General features: G+C 41.5%; 19 protein-coding genes. 5 read left to right on the top strand and 14 right to left on the bottom strand.

Annotation, left to right across the window (positions count from 1 at the left end; translation table 11 throughout):
* Complete coding sequence (locus tag GMC92_RS00900; RefSeq protein ID WP_049472007.1) at nt 1-711, bottom strand: glycosyltransferase family 2 protein; 711 nt, start codon at nt 709-711, stop codon at nt 1-3.
* A 127-nt stretch (nt 712-838) separates the two neighbouring features.
* Between GMC92_RS00900 and GMC92_RS00895 the strand changes: the two genes are divergently transcribed.
* Together GMC92_RS00895 and GMC92_RS00890 are read left to right on the top strand one after the other, a co-directional pair.
* Nucleotides 839-1,819, top strand: coding sequence for a Gfo/Idh/MocA family protein (locus GMC92_RS00895; RefSeq protein ID WP_155199472.1), 981 nt, complete (start codon nt 839-841; stop codon nt 1,817-1,819).
* The gene (locus GMC92_RS00890; RefSeq protein WP_155199471.1) at nt 1,816-2,901 is read left to right on the top strand and encodes a DEAD/DEAH box helicase; all 1,086 of its coding nucleotides are present in this window, start codon (nt 1,816-1,818) and stop codon (nt 2,899-2,901) included. The genes GMC92_RS00895 and GMC92_RS00890 overlap by 4 nt, the downstream gene beginning before the upstream one ends.
* Before the next feature lie 42 nt (nt 2,902-2,943).
* On the opposite strand, the gene GMC92_RS00885 is transcribed toward GMC92_RS00890, so the two are convergent.
* From GMC92_RS00885 to GMC92_RS00865, 5 genes are all read right to left on the bottom strand, one after another.
* Nucleotides 2,944-4,326, bottom strand: coding sequence for a polysaccharide deacetylase family protein (locus GMC92_RS00885; RefSeq protein WP_155199470.1), 1,383 nt, complete (start codon nt 4,324-4,326; stop codon nt 2,944-2,946).
* A 109-nt stretch (nt 4,327-4,435) separates the two neighbouring features.
* Nucleotides 4,436-4,816: a lactoylglutathione lyase gene (gene gloA / locus GMC92_RS00880; protein WP_003006623.1), complete on the bottom strand. Its 381-nt coding sequence runs from the start codon at nt 4,814-4,816 to the stop codon at nt 4,436-4,438.
* A 29-nt stretch (nt 4,817-4,845) separates the two neighbouring features.
* Nucleotides 4,846-6,207: a sensor histidine kinase gene (locus GMC92_RS00875; protein ID WP_155199469.1), complete on the bottom strand. Its 1,362-nt coding sequence runs from the start codon at nt 6,205-6,207 to the stop codon at nt 4,846-4,848.
* The gene (locus GMC92_RS00870) at nt 6,191-6,871 is read right to left on the bottom strand and encodes a response regulator transcription factor (RefSeq protein WP_021152983.1); all 681 of its coding nucleotides are present in this window, start codon (nt 6,869-6,871) and stop codon (nt 6,191-6,193) included. Before GMC92_RS00870 ends, GMC92_RS00875 begins: the two co-directional genes overlap by 17 nt.
* Before the next feature lie 135 nt (nt 6,872-7,006).
* Complete coding sequence (locus GMC92_RS00865) at nt 7,007-7,546, bottom strand: hypothetical protein (RefSeq protein ID WP_003006614.1); 540 nt, start codon at nt 7,544-7,546, stop codon at nt 7,007-7,009.
* Between the two features lie 205 nt (nt 7,547-7,751).
* Between GMC92_RS00865 and GMC92_RS00860 the strand changes: the two genes are divergently transcribed.
* Complete coding sequence (locus tag GMC92_RS00860) at nt 7,752-8,285, top strand: biotin transporter BioY (RefSeq protein WP_155199468.1); 534 nt, start codon at nt 7,752-7,754, stop codon at nt 8,283-8,285.
* A gap of 152 nt (nt 8,286-8,437) precedes the next feature.
* Here the strand turns inward: GMC92_RS00860 and GMC92_RS00855 are convergent, their stop codons facing one another.
* Nucleotides 8,438-9,160 (bottom strand): ABC transporter permease, encoded by a 723-nt coding sequence (locus tag GMC92_RS00855; RefSeq protein WP_155199467.1) that lies wholly within the window; start codon nt 9,158-9,160, stop codon nt 8,438-8,440.
* 1 nt (nt 9,161) lies between these two features.
* Complete coding sequence (locus GMC92_RS00850) at nt 9,162-10,118, bottom strand: ABC transporter ATP-binding protein (protein ID WP_155199815.1); 957 nt, start codon at nt 10,116-10,118, stop codon at nt 9,162-9,164.
* A gap of 106 nt (nt 10,119-10,224) precedes the next feature.
* Between GMC92_RS00850 and GMC92_RS00845 the strand changes: the two genes are divergently transcribed.
* Both GMC92_RS00845 and GMC92_RS00840 read left to right on the top strand, forming a co-directional pair.
* Nucleotides 10,225-10,935, top strand: a complete 711-nt coding sequence (locus tag GMC92_RS00845; protein WP_014713137.1) for a LytR/AlgR family response regulator transcription factor — start codon at nt 10,225-10,227, stop codon at nt 10,933-10,935.
* On the top strand, nt 10,935-12,212 hold the full coding sequence (locus GMC92_RS00840; RefSeq protein ID WP_155199466.1) for a sensor histidine kinase: 1,278 nt from the start codon (nt 10,935-10,937) through the stop codon (nt 12,210-12,212). The genes GMC92_RS00845 and GMC92_RS00840 overlap by 1 nt, the downstream gene beginning before the upstream one ends.
* A 532-nt stretch (nt 12,213-12,744) precedes the next feature.
* Here the strand turns inward: GMC92_RS00840 and GMC92_RS00835 are convergent.
* The 6 genes from GMC92_RS00835 to pstC all read right to left on the bottom strand — a co-directional run bounded on the left by GMC92_RS00835 (nt 12,745) and on the right by pstC (nt 19,472).
* Nucleotides 12,745-15,288: a M1 family metallopeptidase gene (locus GMC92_RS00835; protein ID WP_155199465.1), complete on the bottom strand. Its 2,544-nt coding sequence runs from the start codon at nt 15,286-15,288 to the stop codon at nt 12,745-12,747.
* A 130-nt stretch (nt 15,289-15,418) separates the two neighbouring features.
* Nucleotides 15,419-16,072, bottom strand: a complete 654-nt coding sequence (gene phoU, locus GMC92_RS00830; RefSeq protein ID WP_003006603.1) for a phosphate signaling complex protein PhoU — start codon at nt 16,070-16,072, stop codon at nt 15,419-15,421.
* A gap of 12 nt (nt 16,073-16,084) precedes the next feature.
* Complete coding sequence (pstB, locus tag GMC92_RS00825; RefSeq protein WP_003003393.1) at nt 16,085-16,843, bottom strand: phosphate ABC transporter ATP-binding protein PstB; 759 nt, start codon at nt 16,841-16,843, stop codon at nt 16,085-16,087.
* A gap of 29 nt (nt 16,844-16,872) precedes the next feature.
* Nucleotides 16,873-17,676, bottom strand: coding sequence for a phosphate ABC transporter ATP-binding protein PstB (gene pstB / locus GMC92_RS00820; protein WP_003006600.1), 804 nt, complete (start codon nt 17,674-17,676; stop codon nt 16,873-16,875).
* 10 nt (nt 17,677-17,686) lie between these two features.
* On the bottom strand, nt 17,687-18,571 hold the full coding sequence (pstA, locus tag GMC92_RS00815; protein WP_155199464.1) for a phosphate ABC transporter permease PstA: 885 nt from the start codon (nt 18,569-18,571) through the stop codon (nt 17,687-17,689).
* Nucleotides 18,561-19,472 carry a phosphate ABC transporter permease subunit PstC gene (gene pstC / locus GMC92_RS00810; RefSeq protein ID WP_014713132.1) on the bottom strand — a complete coding sequence of 304 codons (912 nt, stop codon included), beginning with the start codon at nt 19,470-19,472 and terminating at the stop codon, nt 18,561-18,563. The genes pstA and pstC overlap by 11 nt, the downstream gene beginning before the upstream one ends.
* Nucleotides 19,473-19,476 lie beyond the last annotated feature (4 nt).

The following is a 19,476-nucleotide window of genomic DNA, read 5'->3' as shown; positions in this document are numbered from 1 at the left end:
TTATTTCTTATATCCTCCACCAATTCTAGCCAATAGCATTGCCATTGTCACTTTGATCATATAGTAAACAGACTTACTGAATGTAATCGATGATTCTCCGTGTTCTCGCTCGTTCATTAATACGGGTACTTCTGCAACGGAATAGCCTGAGGTTAAGAGGGACACAATCGTCTCTGGTTCTGGATAATCACTTGGATATTGTTTAGCAAATTCTTCAATCACTTTTCGATCAGCCACCCGCAATCCTGAGGTTGGATCTGTTACCTTTTGACCGGTTAAAATCTTAATTAATTTTTCAAAAAATGAAATTCCAATCCGTCGCGCGAAGGAGGATTGGAAACCTTGATTTTCAATGAAACGAGAGCCAATCACCATGTTCACATTCTTCTCTTGAAGGACTTGAAGCATCTTTCTGATAAATTCAGGATTATGCTGACCATCTCCATCCACTTGAACAGCATATTGATAGCCATTTTTAACTGCATATTGATAACCAGTCTGGACAGCACCACCAATTCCTAAATTAATCGGTAAATCGATAACGTTAAAGTTGTTATTGCGACAAATTTCAAGTGTATGATCTGTAGAACAATCATTGATAATGACATAATCAAATTCAGGTGTATGTTCTTCAATCATCTTGATTGTTTTTTCAATATTTCCACTCTCATTATAAGCAGGAATAATGATCAGTAATTCTGAATTTCTCAATCCTATTGTTTTCCCTTCTAAGCATATCACTTCATTATACAATAATCAGTGCATATTTTCTACTTTATACTGTCCCCTCCCCCTTTTCATGGTATAATAGAGTGAATCGATTACGGAAGGACACCTTATGTTAAAGCTGGGAATTATTGGTACGAGTTGGATTTCACATGAATTTATTACAGCTGCTCATCAGACAGGCCACTATCACTTGCATGCTGTGTATTCGAGAAAGATGAAGACAGCTCAAGAGTTTTGTGAGCCTTATGGGGCGGTCTCTTGCTACACGGATTTCATCGACTTCTTAGACAGTGAGCTGGATGTGATTTACATTGCTAGCCCCAATTCTCTTCATTTCGCTCAGGCCAAGCTTGCTATTCTGGCCAAGAAGCATGTCATCATTGAAAAACCGGCTGTGACCAAGCCTTCTGAATGGAAGGAACTGGTCAAGCTCGCTAAGGAGCACCAGGTCTATCTCTTTGAAGCTGCCAGAAATTACCAAGAAGCAGCATTTCAAGTAGTTAAAGACTTCCTCTCTAATCAGGAAATACTGGGCGCCAACTTCACCTTTGCCAAATATTCTTCCAAATTGCCAGCCCTTCTTGCAGGTGAGATTCCCAATATTTTCTCAGATGTCTATGCAGGTGGAGCTTTGATGGATCTGGGTGTCTACTGCCTCTACTTGGCGATTGGCTTCTTTGGAGAACCGATCTCCAGTCACTACACCGCTCAGCAATTACCCAATTCGGTTGATCTCTATGGTCAAGGTGTCTTGATTTATCCAGAGTTTCGGGTTGCCATTCAGGCAGGGAAAAATATCACCAGCCATCTACCTGCTGAAATCTACACCAAGACTGGAACGCTGACTCTCAATGCTGTAGCAGCCATCAACCAGGCTCGCTTCGTCAGCCATTCTGGGGAAGTTATCGACCTTCCGATCCAGTCCTGCCCACACCAAATGCAAGAAGAGGCGGAAGCCTTTGCCCTTGCCATCGCTTATCAAAAGCCAGCTGCTTATCTTGAATGGTTACAAACAGCTGAGCAGGTCCATGAAACCCTCTACCAGATGCGTCAAAGCGCTGGAATACAATTTAAGGATGAAAAAGAATGAAAGAACAATTTCCACAAAGCTGGAAAGACCAGTTAGAAACACTCGGATTTGATACATTCACTGAAATTCAGGAACAGATCTTCTCCCCTATCTATGAAGGAGAAAATGTCCTCGGGATCAGTCCTACCGGTACTGGTAAGACACTCGCCTACCTCTTTCCGAGCTTGCTCAAACTCAAACCGAAGAAGGCCCAACAACTCTTGATTTTGGCTCCTAACACAGAGTTAGCAGGACAAATTTTTGATGTCACCAAACAATGGGCAGAGCCTCTCGGTCTCCAGACACAACTCTTCCTTTCAGGATCTAGTCAAAAACGGCAAATCGAACGCCTCAAAAAAGGACCCGAAATCCTGGTTGGGACGCCTGGTCGGATCTTTGAACTGATCAAGCTGAAAAAGATCAAAATGATGAATGTGGAAACCATCATTTTAGATGAATTCGACCAATTACTGAGCGATTCTCAGTACCACTTCGTCGACAAGATCAGCCACTATGCTCCCCGTGACCACCAATATATCTATATGAGCGCCACAGCCAAGGTCGATCCAGACCAGCTAGAAGAAAATACTCTTCGCATTTCGGTTGATGGAGTTTCTTTGGACAATATCCAACATTTTTATATGCAAGTGGATAAGCGGGACAAGGTCGAATTGCTCCGCAAACTCGCCTATGTCGAAGATTTTCGTGGTCTGGCTTTTTTCAATAGCCTATCTGATCTGGGGAGTGCTGAAGAAAAACTACAATACCGGGGTGTCGAAGCCGTATCGCTCGCCAGCGATGTCAATGTCAAATACCGCAAGGTCATTCTGGAGCGCTTCAAAGACCATCAGCTAACCCTCTTGCTGGCCACCGATTTGGTCGCTCGTGGAATCGACATTGAACATCTTGAGTGTGTGATTAACTACGATATTCCTCGTGATGTGGAAACCTATACCCACCGAGCCGGTCGAACAGGACGAATGGGGCGTGAGGGCTATGTGATTACCTTTATCACCCACCCAGAAGAACTCAAATCCTTAAAAAAATACGCTTCTGTCCGTGAACTGGTGTTAAAAAATTCAGAACTCTTTTTAAACGAATAAGAAAATCCTCTGCTAGTGAATGAACTGCAGAGGATTTTTACGTTAATTTCCATTGTAATAGATGCGATGACTTTCAAGTTGATAATCCAACAATTCATCCACCGTTACAAAGGTATAGCCTTGTGATTTGAGGTAGTCAAGGACGGTCGGTAGAGCGTCAATCGTGGTTTGATGGATATCATGCATGAGGATAATCGAACCCGGTTTGACTTCTTTTTTCACTTCATTGAGAATAGCCGTCGTATTATGTGTCTTCCAATCTAGGCTATCTACATCCCACATGATGAAGGATTGGTCGACACCGTATTGGATAGCGTTATTGATAGCTCCATACGGAGGACGGGTAATCTTGGTCTGCACACCTGTCGCTTTTTGAATAGCTTCTTGGGTATCCAAGATTTCTTTTTTAGCATTATCCAAGCTCAATTTTGGCAATTGAGGGTGATCCCAAGTATGGTTCCCAATTTGATGACCTTCTTTGCGGACTTGCTTAGCAATGTCCGGATTCGCACTGACATTTTTTCCGATCATAAAGAAGGTAGCTTTGGCATTGTATTTCTTTAAGATGGCTAGTGCCTGAGGAGTCGTGGTTGGATCTGGTCCATCATCAAAGGTCAGAGCAATCATCTTACGGTGGCGTTCTTCAATATAGGATTGGTAAGAAGCTAGATCATCAGGAAGCAAGCGCTCTGTATCAATCACGTCATAGAATTTAGACAAGGGAACAGTGAAGGTATCATCTCCCTTAACCTTGGTTGGAAATGGAATAGTGAAAATTCCTTTTTCATATTGGAATTCCCATTGGCTCAAATCCAACTCTGAGAAGTGGGCAACCATTTGATCAATGCTTTCCTCATCCAACTGACGAAAGGCTAGATTCCCTCGTAATTCCTGCAAAAAGATCTGTTTGGCTCCATCTGGATCCGCAAAAACTTGGCTCAGGGTCAGAGGGTTACTGTCATCATCCAAGTAAAAGAGGGGCAACTTCACCGTCTCATCTTTGATGAATTTCCCTTTTTTGTACTGATACTCCGCCCGCTTGATTTGGATAGGGTGATAGCCGACAAAAGGCGCTTCTGCTTCTTCACTATGGTAGAAGGTCAAATGCTTTGGCTCTTTGGTTTTCTCATCGGATCCTAGACGCTGAAGGTCTTCTTGGATCTTCTCTTTCACAATCTCAACAGGCTGTCCATCTTTAGTAGGATAATAAGCCGTCACATAAGAAGTTCCTAAAATCCCTTCCTGAACTTGAACATCTTTCCCTTTTTCAGAGCTTTTCTCGAGTTGGGTGACCTTGGCAAACTGATCCTGATAGGCTTTTTGTTCACGAACCCTTTGAATCTTTTGATAGCCAATATACAAAAGACTCAGTAAAAGGAGATTTGTAATGATTAATAAAATAGTTTTCGTGTGTTTGAATCTCATAACTTTATTATAGCAAATTTCTTTCGAAAAAACATTCCTTTTTTGTAAATGGTTTCATAAAAAGAGGGCGACTGTCGTCGCCGACAGCGGCCCTTGTTTTTAGTCCCTCTTATTTTTCGCGAATGACTTCTACTTTATATCCATCCGGATCTACAACGAAATAGTAATTCGGCTGTGTTCCTGGAAGACCTTTTGGTTCTGTCACTTCATAGCCTTTAGCCTTGTGTTCTGCATTCAAACCTTCCAAATCAGGAGTACTCAAGGCAACGTGAGCATAGCCATCTCCGATGACATATGGACCATGATCATAATTGTAAGTCAATTCCAACTCATAGTCATCTCCAGGCAAGGCCAAATAAACAATCGTGAACTTGTAGTCTGGAAAATCTTTCCGACGTTTTTCTTCAAAACCAAAAGCATCTTGGTAAAAAGCGATTGACTTTTCTAAGTTTTCCACACGAAGGCAAGTGTGCAACATTTTTGAACTCATAGGTTTTCCTCTTTTCTATTTTTAAAAGATTATGAACGATTTTTTTTACGACTTTCCGTCTTAATGGATAATTTCACTTCAAAGATGGTCCCTTTTGGTTTATTATCTTTGACTTGAATGGTCCCTTTAAAGGCTTCTACGATCTGCTTAGCGAGGGATAACCCCAAACCAAATCCACCTTTTTGACGGGTTCTGGCCTTGTCGACCCGGTAAAAACGATCAAAAATCCGTTTCTTATCCTCATCTCGAATCCCTGGACCATTATCCAGCACTCTCAAAAGAAGATTTTTATCCTTCAACTGGACTTCAAACTGGATCTCGCCATCTTCATCGGTATATTTCAAGGCATTGTCATAGAGAATAGTCATCAATTGCTTGAGGAGCGTTCTATCAGAACAAATGACTTTGTCCACCTGATTGTCTCCTCGGAAGAGTTTGTCATTTTCTTCCGCAATGATCTCAAAATTCGAGAAGGTCTGATCGAAAAAGCTTGGTTCGATATCTTCCATCTCCGGCTTCAAGCCGTCATCTCTTCGGGCAATGTTAAGAAGGTTGGTGGTCAAGAGCTTCATATTTCGAACTTCATCCAAGCTGGATGCAATATTCTCACTCGATTCCATAATGGTCGCTTCAGGCTTTCTAAAAAGCGTTTCGAGGCGATTTTGCAGGACTGCTAAGGGCGTCCGCAACTCATGGGAAGCATTTTCCACGAAAGCCTTTTGCTTTTGCATACTCTCAAGAAGGGGCTTGACGCTGAGACGTGCTAGGAAGAGACTAGCGAATAAGGAGATTCCCCAGAAGCAAATCATGACAAGGGCAATTTGGCTTTCGTGCTCTTCACTGGTCTGCTCTAGCTGACTGATATTGGTCATGACAACCGCATACTTGATGTCACTATCACTTTCATCATCAGATAAACTCAACTCTGCCATATAGGCCCGGTAACTTTCTTTTTTCCCATAGCTGTTTGTAATTTGGAGCTGGGAAACCTTGTTGAGGAGCTTTCGACCAAACGTCACCGTTTTGAAGTTTAAAAACCCATTACCGGTTGTCAAGTTTTCATATTTTTTATTGAGCAAAACAACAGTGGTATTGGATGTGACATCCCCTTTAGGTTCTGATTGATCATGATCTGGGATCATCATCTCATGATCATTATCATCTCCTTTGGTATTTGACTGTCGCTGGTCTCGATAAGCAATCGCTACAAGCGAGTAGGGATCCTGACTGAGAGTCTTGAGGTTTTCATCGACCGTTGTATAGAGACTCGAGCGCATGACCTGGATGATAATCAGGGTCATGGCTGAGAATATCAAAGTAAAGAGCCCAAAATATCGGATGAAGTAGGAAAAATCATCTTCCCCGACGGTTTTCTTAATTCTGGTTAGCATCTTTTAAGATATACCCCACACTGCGCAATGTTTGCAAGTTCTCAACGAAATCAGTACCTTTTAATTTCTTACGGATTTTTGAAACATAGACTTCAACCACTGAGATGGTTGTGTCACTATCAAAGCCCCAGAGACGATCGAAGATCTGGGTCTTTGGAAGGATGACATTTTGGTTTTGAAGGAAATAGACCAAAAGATCAAATTCCTTCCCAAGAAGTTCCACTTCTTTCCCATCCACATAAGTCGAATTGGTAGATAAATTGACCTTCAAATTGCCATAATTAAGGGTGTTTTCATTGACCTTTCCTGAGCGCTTCAAGAGAGCTTGAATCCGCATCTTAAGCTCTTCTAGGTAGAAAGGCTTGGTGAGGTAATCGTCTGCCCCTAGCTCAAAGCCGTGCCCTTTGTCATCCAGACTTTCTTTAGCTGTCATGATCAAAACAGGGGTTGTCACGCCTTTTTCACGCAATTCTTTCAAGACATGGAAACCGTCTTTTTCAGGAAGCATCAGGTCCAGCAAAATCAAATCATAGATCCCGCTTTCTGCTTCGTAAAGACCTTCTTCTCCGTCAAAGACCTGCATGACGTCCGCAAAATCATCTAAAAAATCAAATACTGAATTTGACAAACCAAGGTCATCTTCGACCAATAGAATTTTAATCATCGTCGTATCCTCTTCTCTTTCGTGAGCGAGTCTTTCTAATCTATTCTTAACCATTATAACACGACTTGCCTTCATTTCCTATACTTTAGAACCTGGTTTTATGATCACATTCAGCCTGCCTGAGGAAGGCTTATTCTATGAATTTGTCGTGTTTTCTTTGTTACTTTGACTATCACTCGTCTTGTTTTTATTTTTTGAATTCTTCTTATTGGACTTTTTAGAGGACCCCTGGTTCCCTTCTTGTCCGCCAGATTGGTTCATGCCATTATCTGGACCATTCCCTTGTGGGCCACCATTGCCTTCTTGTGGCATTTGACCCGGACCGCCACCTTGCGGGCCGCCTTGTCCTTGGCCACCACCTTGTGGACCACCGCCTTGAGGGCCGCCATCCTGCGGGCCACCATTTTGCTGGTTTCCTTGTGAAGCATGGCCATTTTGACTATTTTGTTGCTGATTGGATCCTTGGTTCTGACCCGTTTGGACCGGTTGAGAAAATTGTTGGTTATTGGAAGATTGAGAGGCGATGACTCCGACACCAAAGCCGCTTCCAGCACCAACCAACAATCCACCAACTGCTGCCATTCCAATCCACCACTTAGGGCTTCGTTTGAGGACAACCATTTTTTCTTTGGATTCTTGCGTTTCGACTACTTGTTTTGTTTCTTTTTGATTCATCTTTTTACCTTTTATCTTTTTGTATAAGTACTTGTCTTTTAAAATTTAAAGGGAGCTCGATCCTTTAATAAGGCGATTATACTTCAGGAGTCTTAAGCCTGCCTAAATTTTTACTTAAAAAATCCTAAAACAAGCATGGGCTATTGACAGGTTGAGTCCCTTATTGTAGAATAGTTACCATAAAATAAATAAGAGGTTAACTGTTATGAAGAAAACATTTCCTTTAGTTTTAATTGCCATCGGTACCGCAATGATTTGCGTCTTGTCTCAATTCACCGTTCCCTTTGGGCCTATTCCTTTGACCCTACAGACACTCATGATCGGGATCATCGGGACCATCTATAAACCCAGCCATGCCTTTGTCACAGTCTGCCTTTACCTGCTTTTAGGCTTCTTAGGTTTTCCAGTATTTGCAGGTGGTGCTGGTGGTGCTTCGCATTTCCTTGGCCCTACCGCTGGTTTCCTCCTCTTCTTCCCATTCCGAGCATGGATCACGTCTCTGTTCACGAGTGCTAAATCCAGCCTTGTCACTATCTTTTTGGCCAATCTCCTCAGTAGTGCTCTCCTCTTTGTGTCAGGAGCTATCGGCTTTATGCTGGTCACGCATACCGATCTCCAAAAAGCATTTACTTTGGTCGTTGCTCCCTTTATCCTTGCTGACCTCATCAAACTGGTCATCATCACGATCACCAGCAAGGCAATTTTTGCCAGCCTCAAACACCACTGGTATTTCAAATAAGATTCAAAGGGCTTAGCAGATATATTAAAAAAATCAACATCTGAACGCAGATGTTGATTTTTGTTGTAGGGAAACATATATAAATCTCTTCAATTGAACTCCTTTTAAAGAGAACACTGTTTTAATGATGAAAAACATAGATCCTCCTTCCTTTATTTTTCCTTATAAAGAACTCTCAAGATCAGTAACTGTGTTAGCAAAATCCAGATGATCAGAATAGTGAGGTCAAAAAATGAGACGTGACCATGACTATAGACACAAGCTCGTAGGAGGTTGACAGAAGGGACAAATGGAAAAACATGATAGAGATGGTTTATCCAATCTGGAAGACGACTTGCAGGGTACATGATTGGTGAAAACATCAAACCAATCATGAGAATCAACTGAGACATCAGCGTGACAATATTGGGAGAAAAAGTATAAGCAATGGCAAAACCAAGACTGATCATCGTAAGACAGATGAGAAATAGGATGAAAACCGCCAGAACAGATACATTTAGGCGGACAGAAAAACGAAAATAGCCCAGTATAACAGAAATGAACACTCCAGGTAAAATAGCAATCATCCACATCCAAAGATCTGCTAAAGAAATCAGAATTCGTGGTATTGGAAGGGCTCGTACGTAGTCTACATGTCCTTCTGACTTCGCATTTGCTATAACAGGGGATGAAATCGTACAGCCAATAGAAATGATTCCTATCAGAACTGAACCAGAAGAGAGATAGTAGGCAGCTGTCGTATCAATCTCACCGATCACCAGTGGATAACCAAAAAGAAGTGAAATGGACAACAGAACCTGAGCTAGCGTAAAGAGTAGAAATAGATCTTTTTGACGAAGATAGTTCCAACGAAGTAAGTAAAAAAATTGAGTCATATCAGTTTGTCAACTCCTCTCTATAAAGATCTGAAATGGATACGTTTTTCTGAGTAAGTGACAGATTAAAAATATTCTTTCTATCCAATTCCTGTGTTAGTTTTGGTAGCAGTCTCGTTAACTCCTCCTCTTCTATTTCAATCTGGCAAATCGAACCATTGATGATGCTATAATCATGAAATAGAGCTAAGCTATCTTCATTCCTAAACTCAAAAGATATTTGATACTGTTTTTGATAGGTTATTTGCTGAACTGAGCCTGATTTGATTAACTTCCCATGGTTAAATAAGGCATAGTTGTCTGCATATTTTTCAACTTCCAACAAGTTATGTGTCACAATAATAATGGTATGACCTTTATGCGCCAACTTCTGTAATAATTGCCACTGTTTTTCACGACGTATTGGATCGACATCGTTCGTCGGCTCATCAAGAAGAATAATGGTCGGAGATCCAATCAAAGCCATTGCAAAAGAAGTTAGACGCTTTAAACCGCCTGAGAGATCCTTTCCTTGTTTTGCTCGGTACTCCTTAATTTCCAAGTCGATTAGGAGCTGATCCATTTCTTTTTGTAAATCTAAGGTGTTTAATCCCCTCATTCTTCCAAGCATTTCTATGTTTTGCTCCACCGTCAATTTTTCAAGTGGTGCATACTGTTGCGACATATAGCTCATCATTGAGCGAGCTTGTTTACGATTTTGAACAAAAGAAATATCTCCATAGCATACATCTCCTTTATCAGGTTTGGTAAAACCAATCATTTGATTTAAGAGGGTGGACTTACCAGCACCATTGTGTCCTAAAAAAGCTGTAATTTTAGCAGCTTCTATTTCTAAGGAAATATGGTTATTAGCAAAATGTTGCTTATCGAATGATTTTGTCAAATCACTAATAGTCAGTGTCGCAAATGTCTTCATCTCATCACTCAAGACTGAGAAGATTTTCCCAGCTTCCTTCATTTTTGATAAGATTATTGTATAATAAACATATGACTTCCCATGGTTTACGTCATGATTTACCATTTAAGTGTCATAATTAGCCAACTCAATTTGATAAGGGGGACTTATGTTAAACGTCGTTATTTGTGATGACTCAACTAGAGATGCTAGTCAGTTAGAACAGTATTTACTTTCTTACGACAAGGTTCCTGTAGAAACAAAACTATATACAAATCCACAAAAAATGCTAGAACAGTTAACAAGGGATACACATTGTGTTTTTTTGGATATTGATATGCCACAAATTACTGGAATTGACCTTGCACGTGAAATTCGTCAGTTCAATCCTTTTATCCCCATTATTTTTGTGACCAGCTATCGTGATTACATGGAACAAGTATTTGAAGTACAGACTTTTGATTACTTAGTAAAACCCATTGAACCCCAAAGGTTAAATAAGGTAGTAGACAGAATTTTACGTTATTTAGATTTAGGACAAACCATCTTTAACTTCTCATTTGGAAAACAAAGTTACTCTATTCCTTTAAGTGACATTACCTATTTTGAGAAAGATAAGCGTTCCGTTTTTATTTACACACTAGCAGATACCTATAAGTCCTTACTGAAAACTCAAGAAATTTTAGATAAACTACCTGATTATTTTATTCAAATTCATGCTTCTTATATTGTAAATCCCAAATATATCAAAGATTTTGATGCGAAAACAGTAACTATTTTGCTAAATGGAACCGAGGAGCATTCACTTCCAATTAGTCGTAAGTTCCAGTCTTCTTTTAAAGAAAAATACTATAACTATCTCAGTGAAAGGAATTTCTAATGCTAATAGGATTGCGGATCATTAGTATCTTGTTTGACTTATTTCTAGCAAGTGTTTTATTTTATGGGCCAATATCCAAAAGTAAACATTCAAAAGAGACACTTTTAGTCCTTTGTTGTTGCTTTCTTTTTCATGTGGCTCTAGTGTTTCTATTTTTAGAAAGTCGCGTTTTTTTAGTCAGCAATCTCCTTCTTAGTATTTTAGAATCCTCTCTTGTAGGACTCTATTTTGGCTACTCCTTTCGTGATTCTTCCTTTTGGATATTCTTACAAACAAGCCTGACATTATTAGCCGGAGCTGTCCTCAATCAAGCTATCCAACTATTTCTTCCACTGTCAAAAGTATCGAAAAATTTAGGAATGATTAGTGGTTACCTTGCCATCAGTTTTCTTTTTTCAACTGTGATCACTCTTGTTCTTCGACAGCTATTTCGAACACATCAAAAGTTAAGCATGGCAACATCTAGAAGAAATTGGCTGTATCAATTTATCGTGCCGATTTTATCGATTATTTTTGCCTTTACTGTATCTGCTATTCAAGGGCAAGTATTTGGACCAGATTATCTTTCTGTCATTTCACTCTTGTCTCTTATTGTATTGTCGTTTTCCTCGCTGTATTTTACCTTACATCTTTCTCAACAACAGCACGCTTATTATCAAAATAAATTAGATAAAGAACAACTTCAATTCCAATTAAGAGAAACACAGCAGTCTCAAGAAGAATACCAACGATTGCAAAGTCTTCGGCATGACTTAAAAAATAAACATTTAACCCTGTTGGCACTTCTAGAAGAAAATCCTGATGAAGCTAGAGAGTACCTTCAATCGTTAACCGATAGTATTTCAGGAAAACAAACCTTTTACTCCAAAAATCCAACGGTTAATTATTTGCTGAATCAAAAACTGCACGATGTGGAAGATGAAATTGCATTAGAAATTGACTGCTTTATCCCACAAGAGTTATCTATTCAGCCAGATGTGCTAGCTGTTATTTTAGGAAATTGTTTGGATAATAGTATTTCAGCCTGTCTTCGATTGACTGATAAATCAGAGAGAACATTGTCTCTGAATATACGTTATTTTCAACAAAATCTATTTATTTCGATCAACAATACCTTTAATGAACAGGAACAAGAGACTCGTAAAACACGTCAAAGAGATGGTTGGGGCTTACGAAACGTTGATACCCTAGTACAAGAATACCAAGGAACTATCAAACGATTCAAAGAAAATGGCCATTATCGAACGGAGATCCTCTTACCAAGTCCAGTAAACTAATGATTCTTCTCCTTTGAGGTCTTATTCAGGTCATTTATAAAAAAGAGGCTGGGCAAAATCTGTCCAGCCTTTGATGTTAGATAGAAATAACAGTTTGACACATTGGTTGATTGCTCATAGCACTGCTTTGAGGTGACGCAAACAGTATTTCCTTTATCTGCAACCTCCAACACTCTTCCAGACTGTTGTATCTATGCGGGGGTGGAAAAATTGAAAAGAGAGGACTTCTTTCCCATTCCATTAGGATGTAGTTAAACTATCATTAACCAACCTAAATGATGCCCCAAAAATTAAAATAATATATTTTTTAAGTCTCAATCAAATATACACTGAAACTTTCCGCCGTGAGAAAAGTGCCTGAAACACAATTGTTTCAGGCACTCGGGAGTTTTGAGACCTTAGGCTCAAAACTAAGTCATGGAACTTCAAAGAAGTTCGCTGACGTCCGTGCTCACCTAAGGAAAGTTTCAAAGATGACGTTGTCTACATTCTAAGATGCTACAGAATGAATTCTGTAGCATCTTTTTTCAATCTATTTTGTCGCAAGGATAGCGGCTTCTACTGCTGCTTTCTCCCGCTCGATAAGATCAATACGAGCTGCAATTTCTTTAATTCCCATCTTGATATTACGGCTGATCGCCATATCATCCAATTGAGGCTCAAAGAAGGCCTTGTATTCATTCAACCGTTCATGGGTCTTGAAACAGTTAGCTGGGTAGATGACAAACTTATCAAAGCTCATATCACCACCAAGTGCTTTCTTGATCCAATCCCAGTTTTCACGCGCCCAAGTCCAGGTTCTACCTTGGGTAAAGTCATCATGCAAGAAGTTGTAATACCAGCTCATAGCCAAGTCCTGAGGTTTCACCACATCCTTGTTCTTCCACTCCTTCAATAGAGCTTCCAAAGTTTCCTTATCCTTGGTATAAGAAAGTGCAGCCGCCAACTGGCGTTTAAAGTTTCCATCAACTGTCTTAACATAAGTATCCAGGTATTGTTGGCTAAGCTCCTTGGTTTCCTGGTGCTTGATTTGGTTGACCAAGATTTGTAAGCGGATGGCCGCTGGAAGTTTTTCCAAATCATCTGCATCCGCTTCAAAGATAGCGCTCGCTTGAGCTTTTGCAGCTTCATCATTGGCCTTGATCATATTAGCAATCATTAGTTGACGAACTTTTTCGTCTTCTTCTGTTTCACCAGGCTTCGCTTTTAGACCCAAGCGTTCAAAGTTGTAACGGTTCAGGCGTTTCAACAACTCATGGAAGGCCGCTTCTGTTTCAGTTCCTTCATCCACAAAGAGACTGATTCCAGCTAAGACGCTCGAAACAGCTGAAACAACCAAGTAGGAACTTTCTTCTGTCAAGTGTTCAATCACTGGCAAGAGGCTTGCATAAGAAATTTGACCACTTTCCGCTAAGAGACGGCGTTCTTGAACCACTTGTAGTTTCGAAGTGCTATCCAAGCTAGCAAGTTCAGCAAGGATGTCTTCCAACAATTCCCCACGGTAGTCACTGATATAATGAGCTGTATTTTCTGTATTGAAGCGAAGAGCTCCGCTGTTAGCTGCTTTCAAGGCACTGTAGTTTGGAATTTCTAAGACTTCAGTTTCCAAAGTATCTGGAATACCTGTCCAGTTGCTATTTAAAGGAACAACCCACTTGCGACCTTTTTCTTCTCTTTCTCCGATGAAGAACTGCTCTTGACGGATGATCAAGGTATCGTTCTCCACAGAAGCTGAGACAACAGGGTATCCTGGTTGCTCCAACCATGAATCCATAAAGGCTGCGACATCACGACCTGAAGCCTGCCCAAGAGCATCCCAAAGGTCACGACCGATGGTATTGCTGTATTGGTGTTTTTCAAAGTAGATCTTCAAGCCTTTACGGAAGGCGTCATCGCCTAACCAACGGCGAAGCATGTGCATGAGACGGCTACCCTTGGCGTAAACGATTGCTGGGTCAAAGAGGGTGTTGATCTCATCAGGGTGTTTGACTTCCACATGGACGGATTGAACGCCATCTGTAGCATCGCGTTTCAAGGCAGCAGGCACACCGGTTGTTTGGAAGTCTTCGAAGATATTCCAGCTTGGTTCGATAGCATCCAAGCTGACATATTCCATCATATTGGCAAAACTTTCATTCAACCAGAGGTCATCCCACCATTTCATGGTCACGAGGTTTCCGAACCATTGGTGAGCCAATTCGTGAGCCACCACCAAGGCTACTGTTTGACGGCTTTGGGCAGTCGAGTTTTCATCTACAAGGAGATAAACTTCACGATAGGTTACCAAGCCCCAATTTTCCATCGCTCCTGAAGAGAAGTCTGGAAGAGCGATATGAAGGGATTGAGGGATTGGATACTTAACGCCATAGTAGTCTTCGTAGAATTCAATAGCACGAACGGCAATATCTAATGAGAAGTCCAAATTTTCTAATGGGTGAGCTTTTGTTGAGTAGACTCCGACAAGGGTTCCATTCTTAGTCTTAGCTGTCACTCCTTGGAGGTCTCCAGCCGCAAAGGCCAAGAGGTAAGAAGACATGCGAGGAGTTGTGTCAAACTTCCAAATACCTGTTTCTTTGCGGTTTTCCACATCGATTTCAGGCATATTTGAGAGGGCGATTTCGCCATCTTCTTGGTCAAATTTCAAAGAAAGATCAAACGTTGCTTTAGCTTCAGGCTCGTCCACACTTGGAAAGGCTTCACGCGCAAAATGGCTCTCAAACTGAGTAGAAAGGACTTCCTTCTTCACGCCATCAATGCTGTAGTAAGATGGGTAAATCCCAGTCATATTGTCAGTGATCTTACCAGAATAGGTCAGAGTAACTGTCACTTGACCTGTGCCTTCCAATTCAACATAAACTGCTTCATTGGCATCATCAACCGTAAATGGACGGGCTTGACCTGCTACTTCTACTGTTTCGATGGTCAAATCCTTTTGGTGAAGCGAGATCTTGTCCGCCTTGGCTTGACCTGTGATCACCACACGACCGCTAAAGGTCTTGGTTTTACGACTTAAATCCAAAAACACTTCATAATGTTCTGGAACGAATGTTTCTACAAAATGTGCAACTGCTTGCATAATTTCCTCCTTTAAATGTTTTACGCTTTTCCAATCAAAAGCCCTAATAAAACTATTTTATCACAAAGTTGGGATAAAAGAAAAGACAAGCATAACAATGCCTGTCTAAGATCGAAAAGACTCCATGATCTTACATTTCGATAATTTTACCTGTTTCAAAGTAAACTACCCATTCACAGATATTTTTTGCATAATCTCCGATGCGTTCCAAGAAGTTGATCACTTGGAAATAATCACGACCCGTCACGATGGACTCTGGATTTTTCCGAATTTCTTCTGTTGCTAATTCTTGGATGCTATCGAAGTAATGGTTGATGACTTCATCTCGTGAAGCAACTTCATAGGCCAAATCCACATCGCCTTTGAGGTAAACATCTAGTGTCGCTTCGACAAAATCTTTGACTTCACGGCCCATCTTGCTGATTTCTTCCTCAACAGATTGGATACGGACTTCCCCTTTCATGCGAATCGTTGCCTTGGCAATCGATACTGCGTGGTCCCCCATCCGCTCCAAGTCAGAGACCGCTTTTAAGACGGTCATCACGACACGAAGGTCTTGTGAAACCGGCTGTTGAAGAGCAATAATCTCAAAAGATTTGCGCTCAAGCTTCACTTCGTATTCGTTGATCTCCGCATCATCTTCGATGACCTGACGGGCCAATTCACGGTCATGGGTCACGAAAGCACGAACTGTACGGTTGATCTGACTCAACACTTCATTTCCCATTGCATAAAACTGATTATGCAACTTCTCTAAATCTTCTTCAAATTGAACTCGTAACATTTTATTTTCTTCCTATCCAAATTTACCAGAGACATAGTCTTCTGTTTCTTTCTTAGCTGGGTTCAAGAACATTTCATTGGTGTCATTGTACTCGATCAAATCCCCATCCAAGAAAAAGGCTGTTTTATCGGAAATCCGACTTGCTTGTTGCATGGAGCGTGTCACCAAGAGCATGGTGTAGCGGTCTTTTAGTCCATACAAGGTTTCTTCAATCTTCCCAGCTGAAATAGGGTCTAGCGCAGAAGTTGGCTCATCCAAAAGAATAATCTTTGGACTGGTCGCAAGAACCCGCGCCACACAAACCCGCTGCTGTTGACCACCGGAAAGTCCGATAGCCGAATCATGCAGGCGATCCTTGACTTCATCCCAGATGGAAGCGCGTTTCAAAGAGGTTTCAACTGCTTCATCCAAGACAGCCTTGTCCTTGACACCATTAATCATCAATCCGTAGGTCACATTATCATAAATGGACATTGGGAATGGATTGGGCTGTTGGAAGACCATTCCGATTTCCTTACGCAATTCGACCGTATCGGTCCGTGGTCCGTAGATATTATGTCCATTGTAGAGGATGGTTCCTGTGGTGGTGACCTCATGGTTGAGGTCGCCCATACGGTTAATAGCTTTTAAAAGGGTAGATTTTCCTGATCCTGAAGGACCAATCAAGGCTGTAATCTCCTTTGGAGCAAAGTCCAAGGAGACGCTATTTAGAGCCTTCTTTTTATTGTAATAAACCGACAAGTCCTTGACTTGCAAAATTGGTTCTGTCATTCTATTTTCCTTTTTGTTGTCATTTTACTTTATCCAAAGTGACCAGATACATAATCGTTGGTCGATTGCAATTTCGCATTTTGGAAAATATTCGAAGTCTTATCGTACTCGATGAGGTTTCCAAGATAGAAGAAACCAGTATAATCACTAGCACGGGCTGCTTGCTGCATGCTGTGGGTCACGATGACAATGGTATAATCCTTCTTCAACTCAAGCATAGTTTCTTCTAGTTGCGCTGTCGCGATCGGATCAAGCGCTGATGCTGGCTCATCCATAAGTAAGATATCTGGCTTCACAGAGATGGCCCGTGCGATACAAAGTCGTTGCTGTTGGCCACCTGAAAGTGTCAGGGCTGATTTATGAAGGTCATCCTTGACCTGATCCCACAGAGCTGCCTGTTTCAAAGAAGTTTCGACCAATTCGTCCAAGATCTTCTTGTCTTTCACCCCAGCACGTTCATGCGGGAAGGTGATGTTTTTATAAATCGATTTGGCAAAAGGATTGGGCCGTTGGAAAACCATCCCGATGTGCTTGCGCATTTCATAAACATTGATATCTGGACGATTGACATCGATTCCTTCATACCAAATTTCACCCGTTACACGCGCAATATCGATGGTATCATTCATTCGGTTCAAACTACGGAGGTAGGTTGATTTCCCTGATCCTGAAGGACCGATCAAGGCTGTAATCTTATTCTTTTCAAACTGCATGTCGACGCCTTTAATGGACTCGTTCGTTCCATAATAGACATGCAAATCTTTGGTCGATAGGACCACCTTTTCTTCAGGAAAAGTAATAATGTGTCTCTCATCCCAATTGTATTTTGACATTTCTTCTCCTTTAAGCAGATGTTAGTTTTTTATGGAGGTAACTTCCGAGTTTGCGCGCTCCAAAGTTAAAGATCAAGATAAAGATTAAAAGAACGGCGGCAGAACCGGCTGAGACTTCGATCGAGTCTGGAATAGTTCCTTCACTGTTGACCTTCCAGATATGGACGGCCAAGGTTTCAGCCTGACGGAAGATCGAAATTGGACTGGTCACACTAAAGATATTCCAGTTTGACCAATCAAGGGCTGGAGCCGACTGACCTGCTGTATAGATCAAGGCTGCAGCTTCCCCAAAGATCCGTCCAGAGGCTAAGACAACCCCAGTGATAATACTTGGAAGAGCTTCTGGAACCACGACATGGATCACAGTTTCCCAGCGAGACAAGCCCAGTGCTAGACCTGCTTCGCGCTGTGTATGGTGAACGTGCTGCAAGCTATCTTCGATATTGCGGGTCATCTGTGGCAGGTTAAAGACGGTCAAGGCCAAGGCCCCTGAAATGATCGAAAATCCATATTTGAACTGGACAACGAAGACCAGGTAACCAAAGAGACCTACAACGACAGATGGCAAAGAAGACAAGATCTCAATACAGGTACGAACCAAATTGGTCAAACGACCTTTTTTAGCGTACTCAGAGAGGTAAATCCCAGCCCCAAGAGAAAGTGGGAAGGAAATCACCAAGGTAATGACCAAGAGGAAGAAGGAATTATACAATTGAATTCCGATCCCTCCTCCTGCTTGGTAAGAAGAAGATTTCCCAGTCAAGAAGTGCCAAGATACATGGGGCAAGCCACGGACCAAGATATAAAGGATCAATGAGGCAAGAATCGCAACGATGACCCCTGAAATAGCATACAGCACTCCTGTTGCAATTTTATCCATTTGTTTAGCGTGCATAGTTCTTCTTACCTCTTTCTTTCGTAATCAGTTTAATCACACTGTTAAAGGCAAGACTCATGAGGAGCAATACCAAGGCGAGTGACCAAAGAACATTGTTATTGACCGTACCCATGACGGTATTTCCGATTCCCATGGTCAAAATAGAGGTGAGGGTGGAAGCTGGTGTTGTGAGCGAGGTTGGTACCACTGCCGAGTTTCCGACCACCATCTGGATAGCCAAGGCTTCCCCGAAGGCACGCGCCATACCAAAGACAACCGCTGTAAAGATTCCAGAGCGGGCTGCCTTGAGCGTGACATGCCAAATGGTTTGCCAGCGTGTCGCACCCATGGCCATACTAGCTTCCCTGTAATGACGAGGCACAGCTCGGAGGCTATCGGTCGTCATAAAGGTGACAGTTGGCAAGATCATAACAAAGAGGACAAAGACCCCTGAGAGAATCCCAAAACCAGTCCCTCCAAAGAGACTACGGGTAAATGGGACGACCACTTGAAGGCCAATGAATCCATAAACAACTGAAGGAATCCCCACCAAAAGCTCAATGGCTGGTTGCAAGAAACGAGCTCCTTTAGGAGAGACTTCTGTCATGAAAACTGCTGCACCAATGGCAAACGGTGTTGCCAAGAGGGCAGAAAGCAAGGTTACAATAAAGGAACCTAGAATCATTGGCAGGGCTCCGAATTCCTTTGCGGCAGGATTCCAAGAGCTCCCAAATAGAAAACTAAAGATATTGACTTTATTGACAAAGAAAGTCGATAAACCTTTTTGGGCCACGAAAATCAAAATCATGGCAACGACGACAACAATCAAACTCATGCATAGAAAAGTAATGGTTTTGCCAAATTTTTCTAGGCGGGAGTTTTTTGATTTCGTCAGCATTTTTTTTGCTACTTCGTTCATTTTT

The sequence above is a fragment of the Streptococcus parasanguinis genome (assembly GCF_009717775.1).
GTDB classification, from domain to species: Bacteria; Bacillota; Bacilli; order Lactobacillales; family Streptococcaceae; genus Streptococcus; species Streptococcus parasanguinis_AG.
This window is presented reverse-complemented; position numbering and strand designations above follow the sequence as displayed.

Bases quoted from the DNA above. Each gene is read 5' to 3' on its own strand.
- gloA (WP_003006623.1), bottom strand. From the start codon at position 4,816: ATGAGTTCAAAAATGTTGCACACTTGCCTTCGTGTGGAAAACTTAGAA.
- GMC92_RS00850 (WP_155199815.1), bottom strand. From the start codon at position 10,118: ATGAAGGAAGCTGGGAAAATCTTCTCAGTCTTGAGTGATGAGATGAAG.
- GMC92_RS00895 (WP_155199472.1), top strand. From the start codon at position 839: ATGTTAAAGCTGGGAATTATTGGTACGAGTTGGATTTCACATGAATTT.
- GMC92_RS00870 (WP_021152983.1), bottom strand. From the start codon at position 6,871: ATGATTAAAATTCTATTGGTCGAAGATGACCTTGGTTTGTCAAATTCA.
- GMC92_RS00840 (WP_155199466.1), top strand. From the start codon at position 10,935: ATGCTAATAGGATTGCGGATCATTAGTATCTTGTTTGACTTATTTCTA.
- pstB (WP_003003393.1), bottom strand. From the start codon at position 16,843: ATGACAGAACCAATTTTGCAAGTCAAGGACTTGTCGGTTTATTACAAT.
- phoU (WP_003006603.1), bottom strand. From the start codon at position 16,072: ATGTTACGAGTTCAATTTGAAGAAGATTTAGAGAAGTTGCATAATCAG.
- GMC92_RS00845 (WP_014713137.1), top strand. From the start codon at position 10,225: ATGTTAAACGTCGTTATTTGTGATGACTCAACTAGAGATGCTAGTCAG.
- GMC92_RS00865 (WP_003006614.1), bottom strand. From the start codon at position 7,546: ATGAATCAAAAAGAAACAAAACAAGTAGTCGAAACGCAAGAATCCAAA.
- GMC92_RS00860 (WP_155199468.1), top strand. From the start codon at position 7,752: ATGAAGAAAACATTTCCTTTAGTTTTAATTGCCATCGGTACCGCAATG.
- pstB (WP_003006600.1), bottom strand. From the start codon at position 17,676: ATGTCAAAATACAATTGGGATGAGAGACACATTATTACTTTTCCTGAA.
- pstC (WP_014713132.1), bottom strand. From the start codon at position 19,472: ATGAACGAAGTAGCAAAAAAAATGCTGACGAAATCAAAAAACTCCCGC.
- GMC92_RS00835 (WP_155199465.1), bottom strand. From the start codon at position 15,288: ATGCAAGCAGTTGCACATTTTGTAGAAACATTCGTTCCAGAACATTAT.
- GMC92_RS00855 (WP_155199467.1), bottom strand. From the start codon at position 9,160: ATGACTCAATTTTTTTACTTACTTCGTTGGAACTATCTTCGTCAAAAA.
- GMC92_RS00890 (WP_155199471.1), top strand. From the start codon at position 1,816: ATGAAAGAACAATTTCCACAAAGCTGGAAAGACCAGTTAGAAACACTC.
- GMC92_RS00875 (WP_155199469.1), bottom strand. From the start codon at position 6,207: ATGCTAACCAGAATTAAGAAAACCGTCGGGGAAGATGATTTTTCCTAC.
- GMC92_RS00885 (WP_155199470.1), bottom strand. From the start codon at position 4,326: ATGAGATTCAAACACACGAAAACTATTTTATTAATCATTACAAATCTC.
- pstA (WP_155199464.1), bottom strand. From the start codon at position 18,571: ATGCACGCTAAACAAATGGATAAAATTGCAACAGGAGTGCTGTATGCT.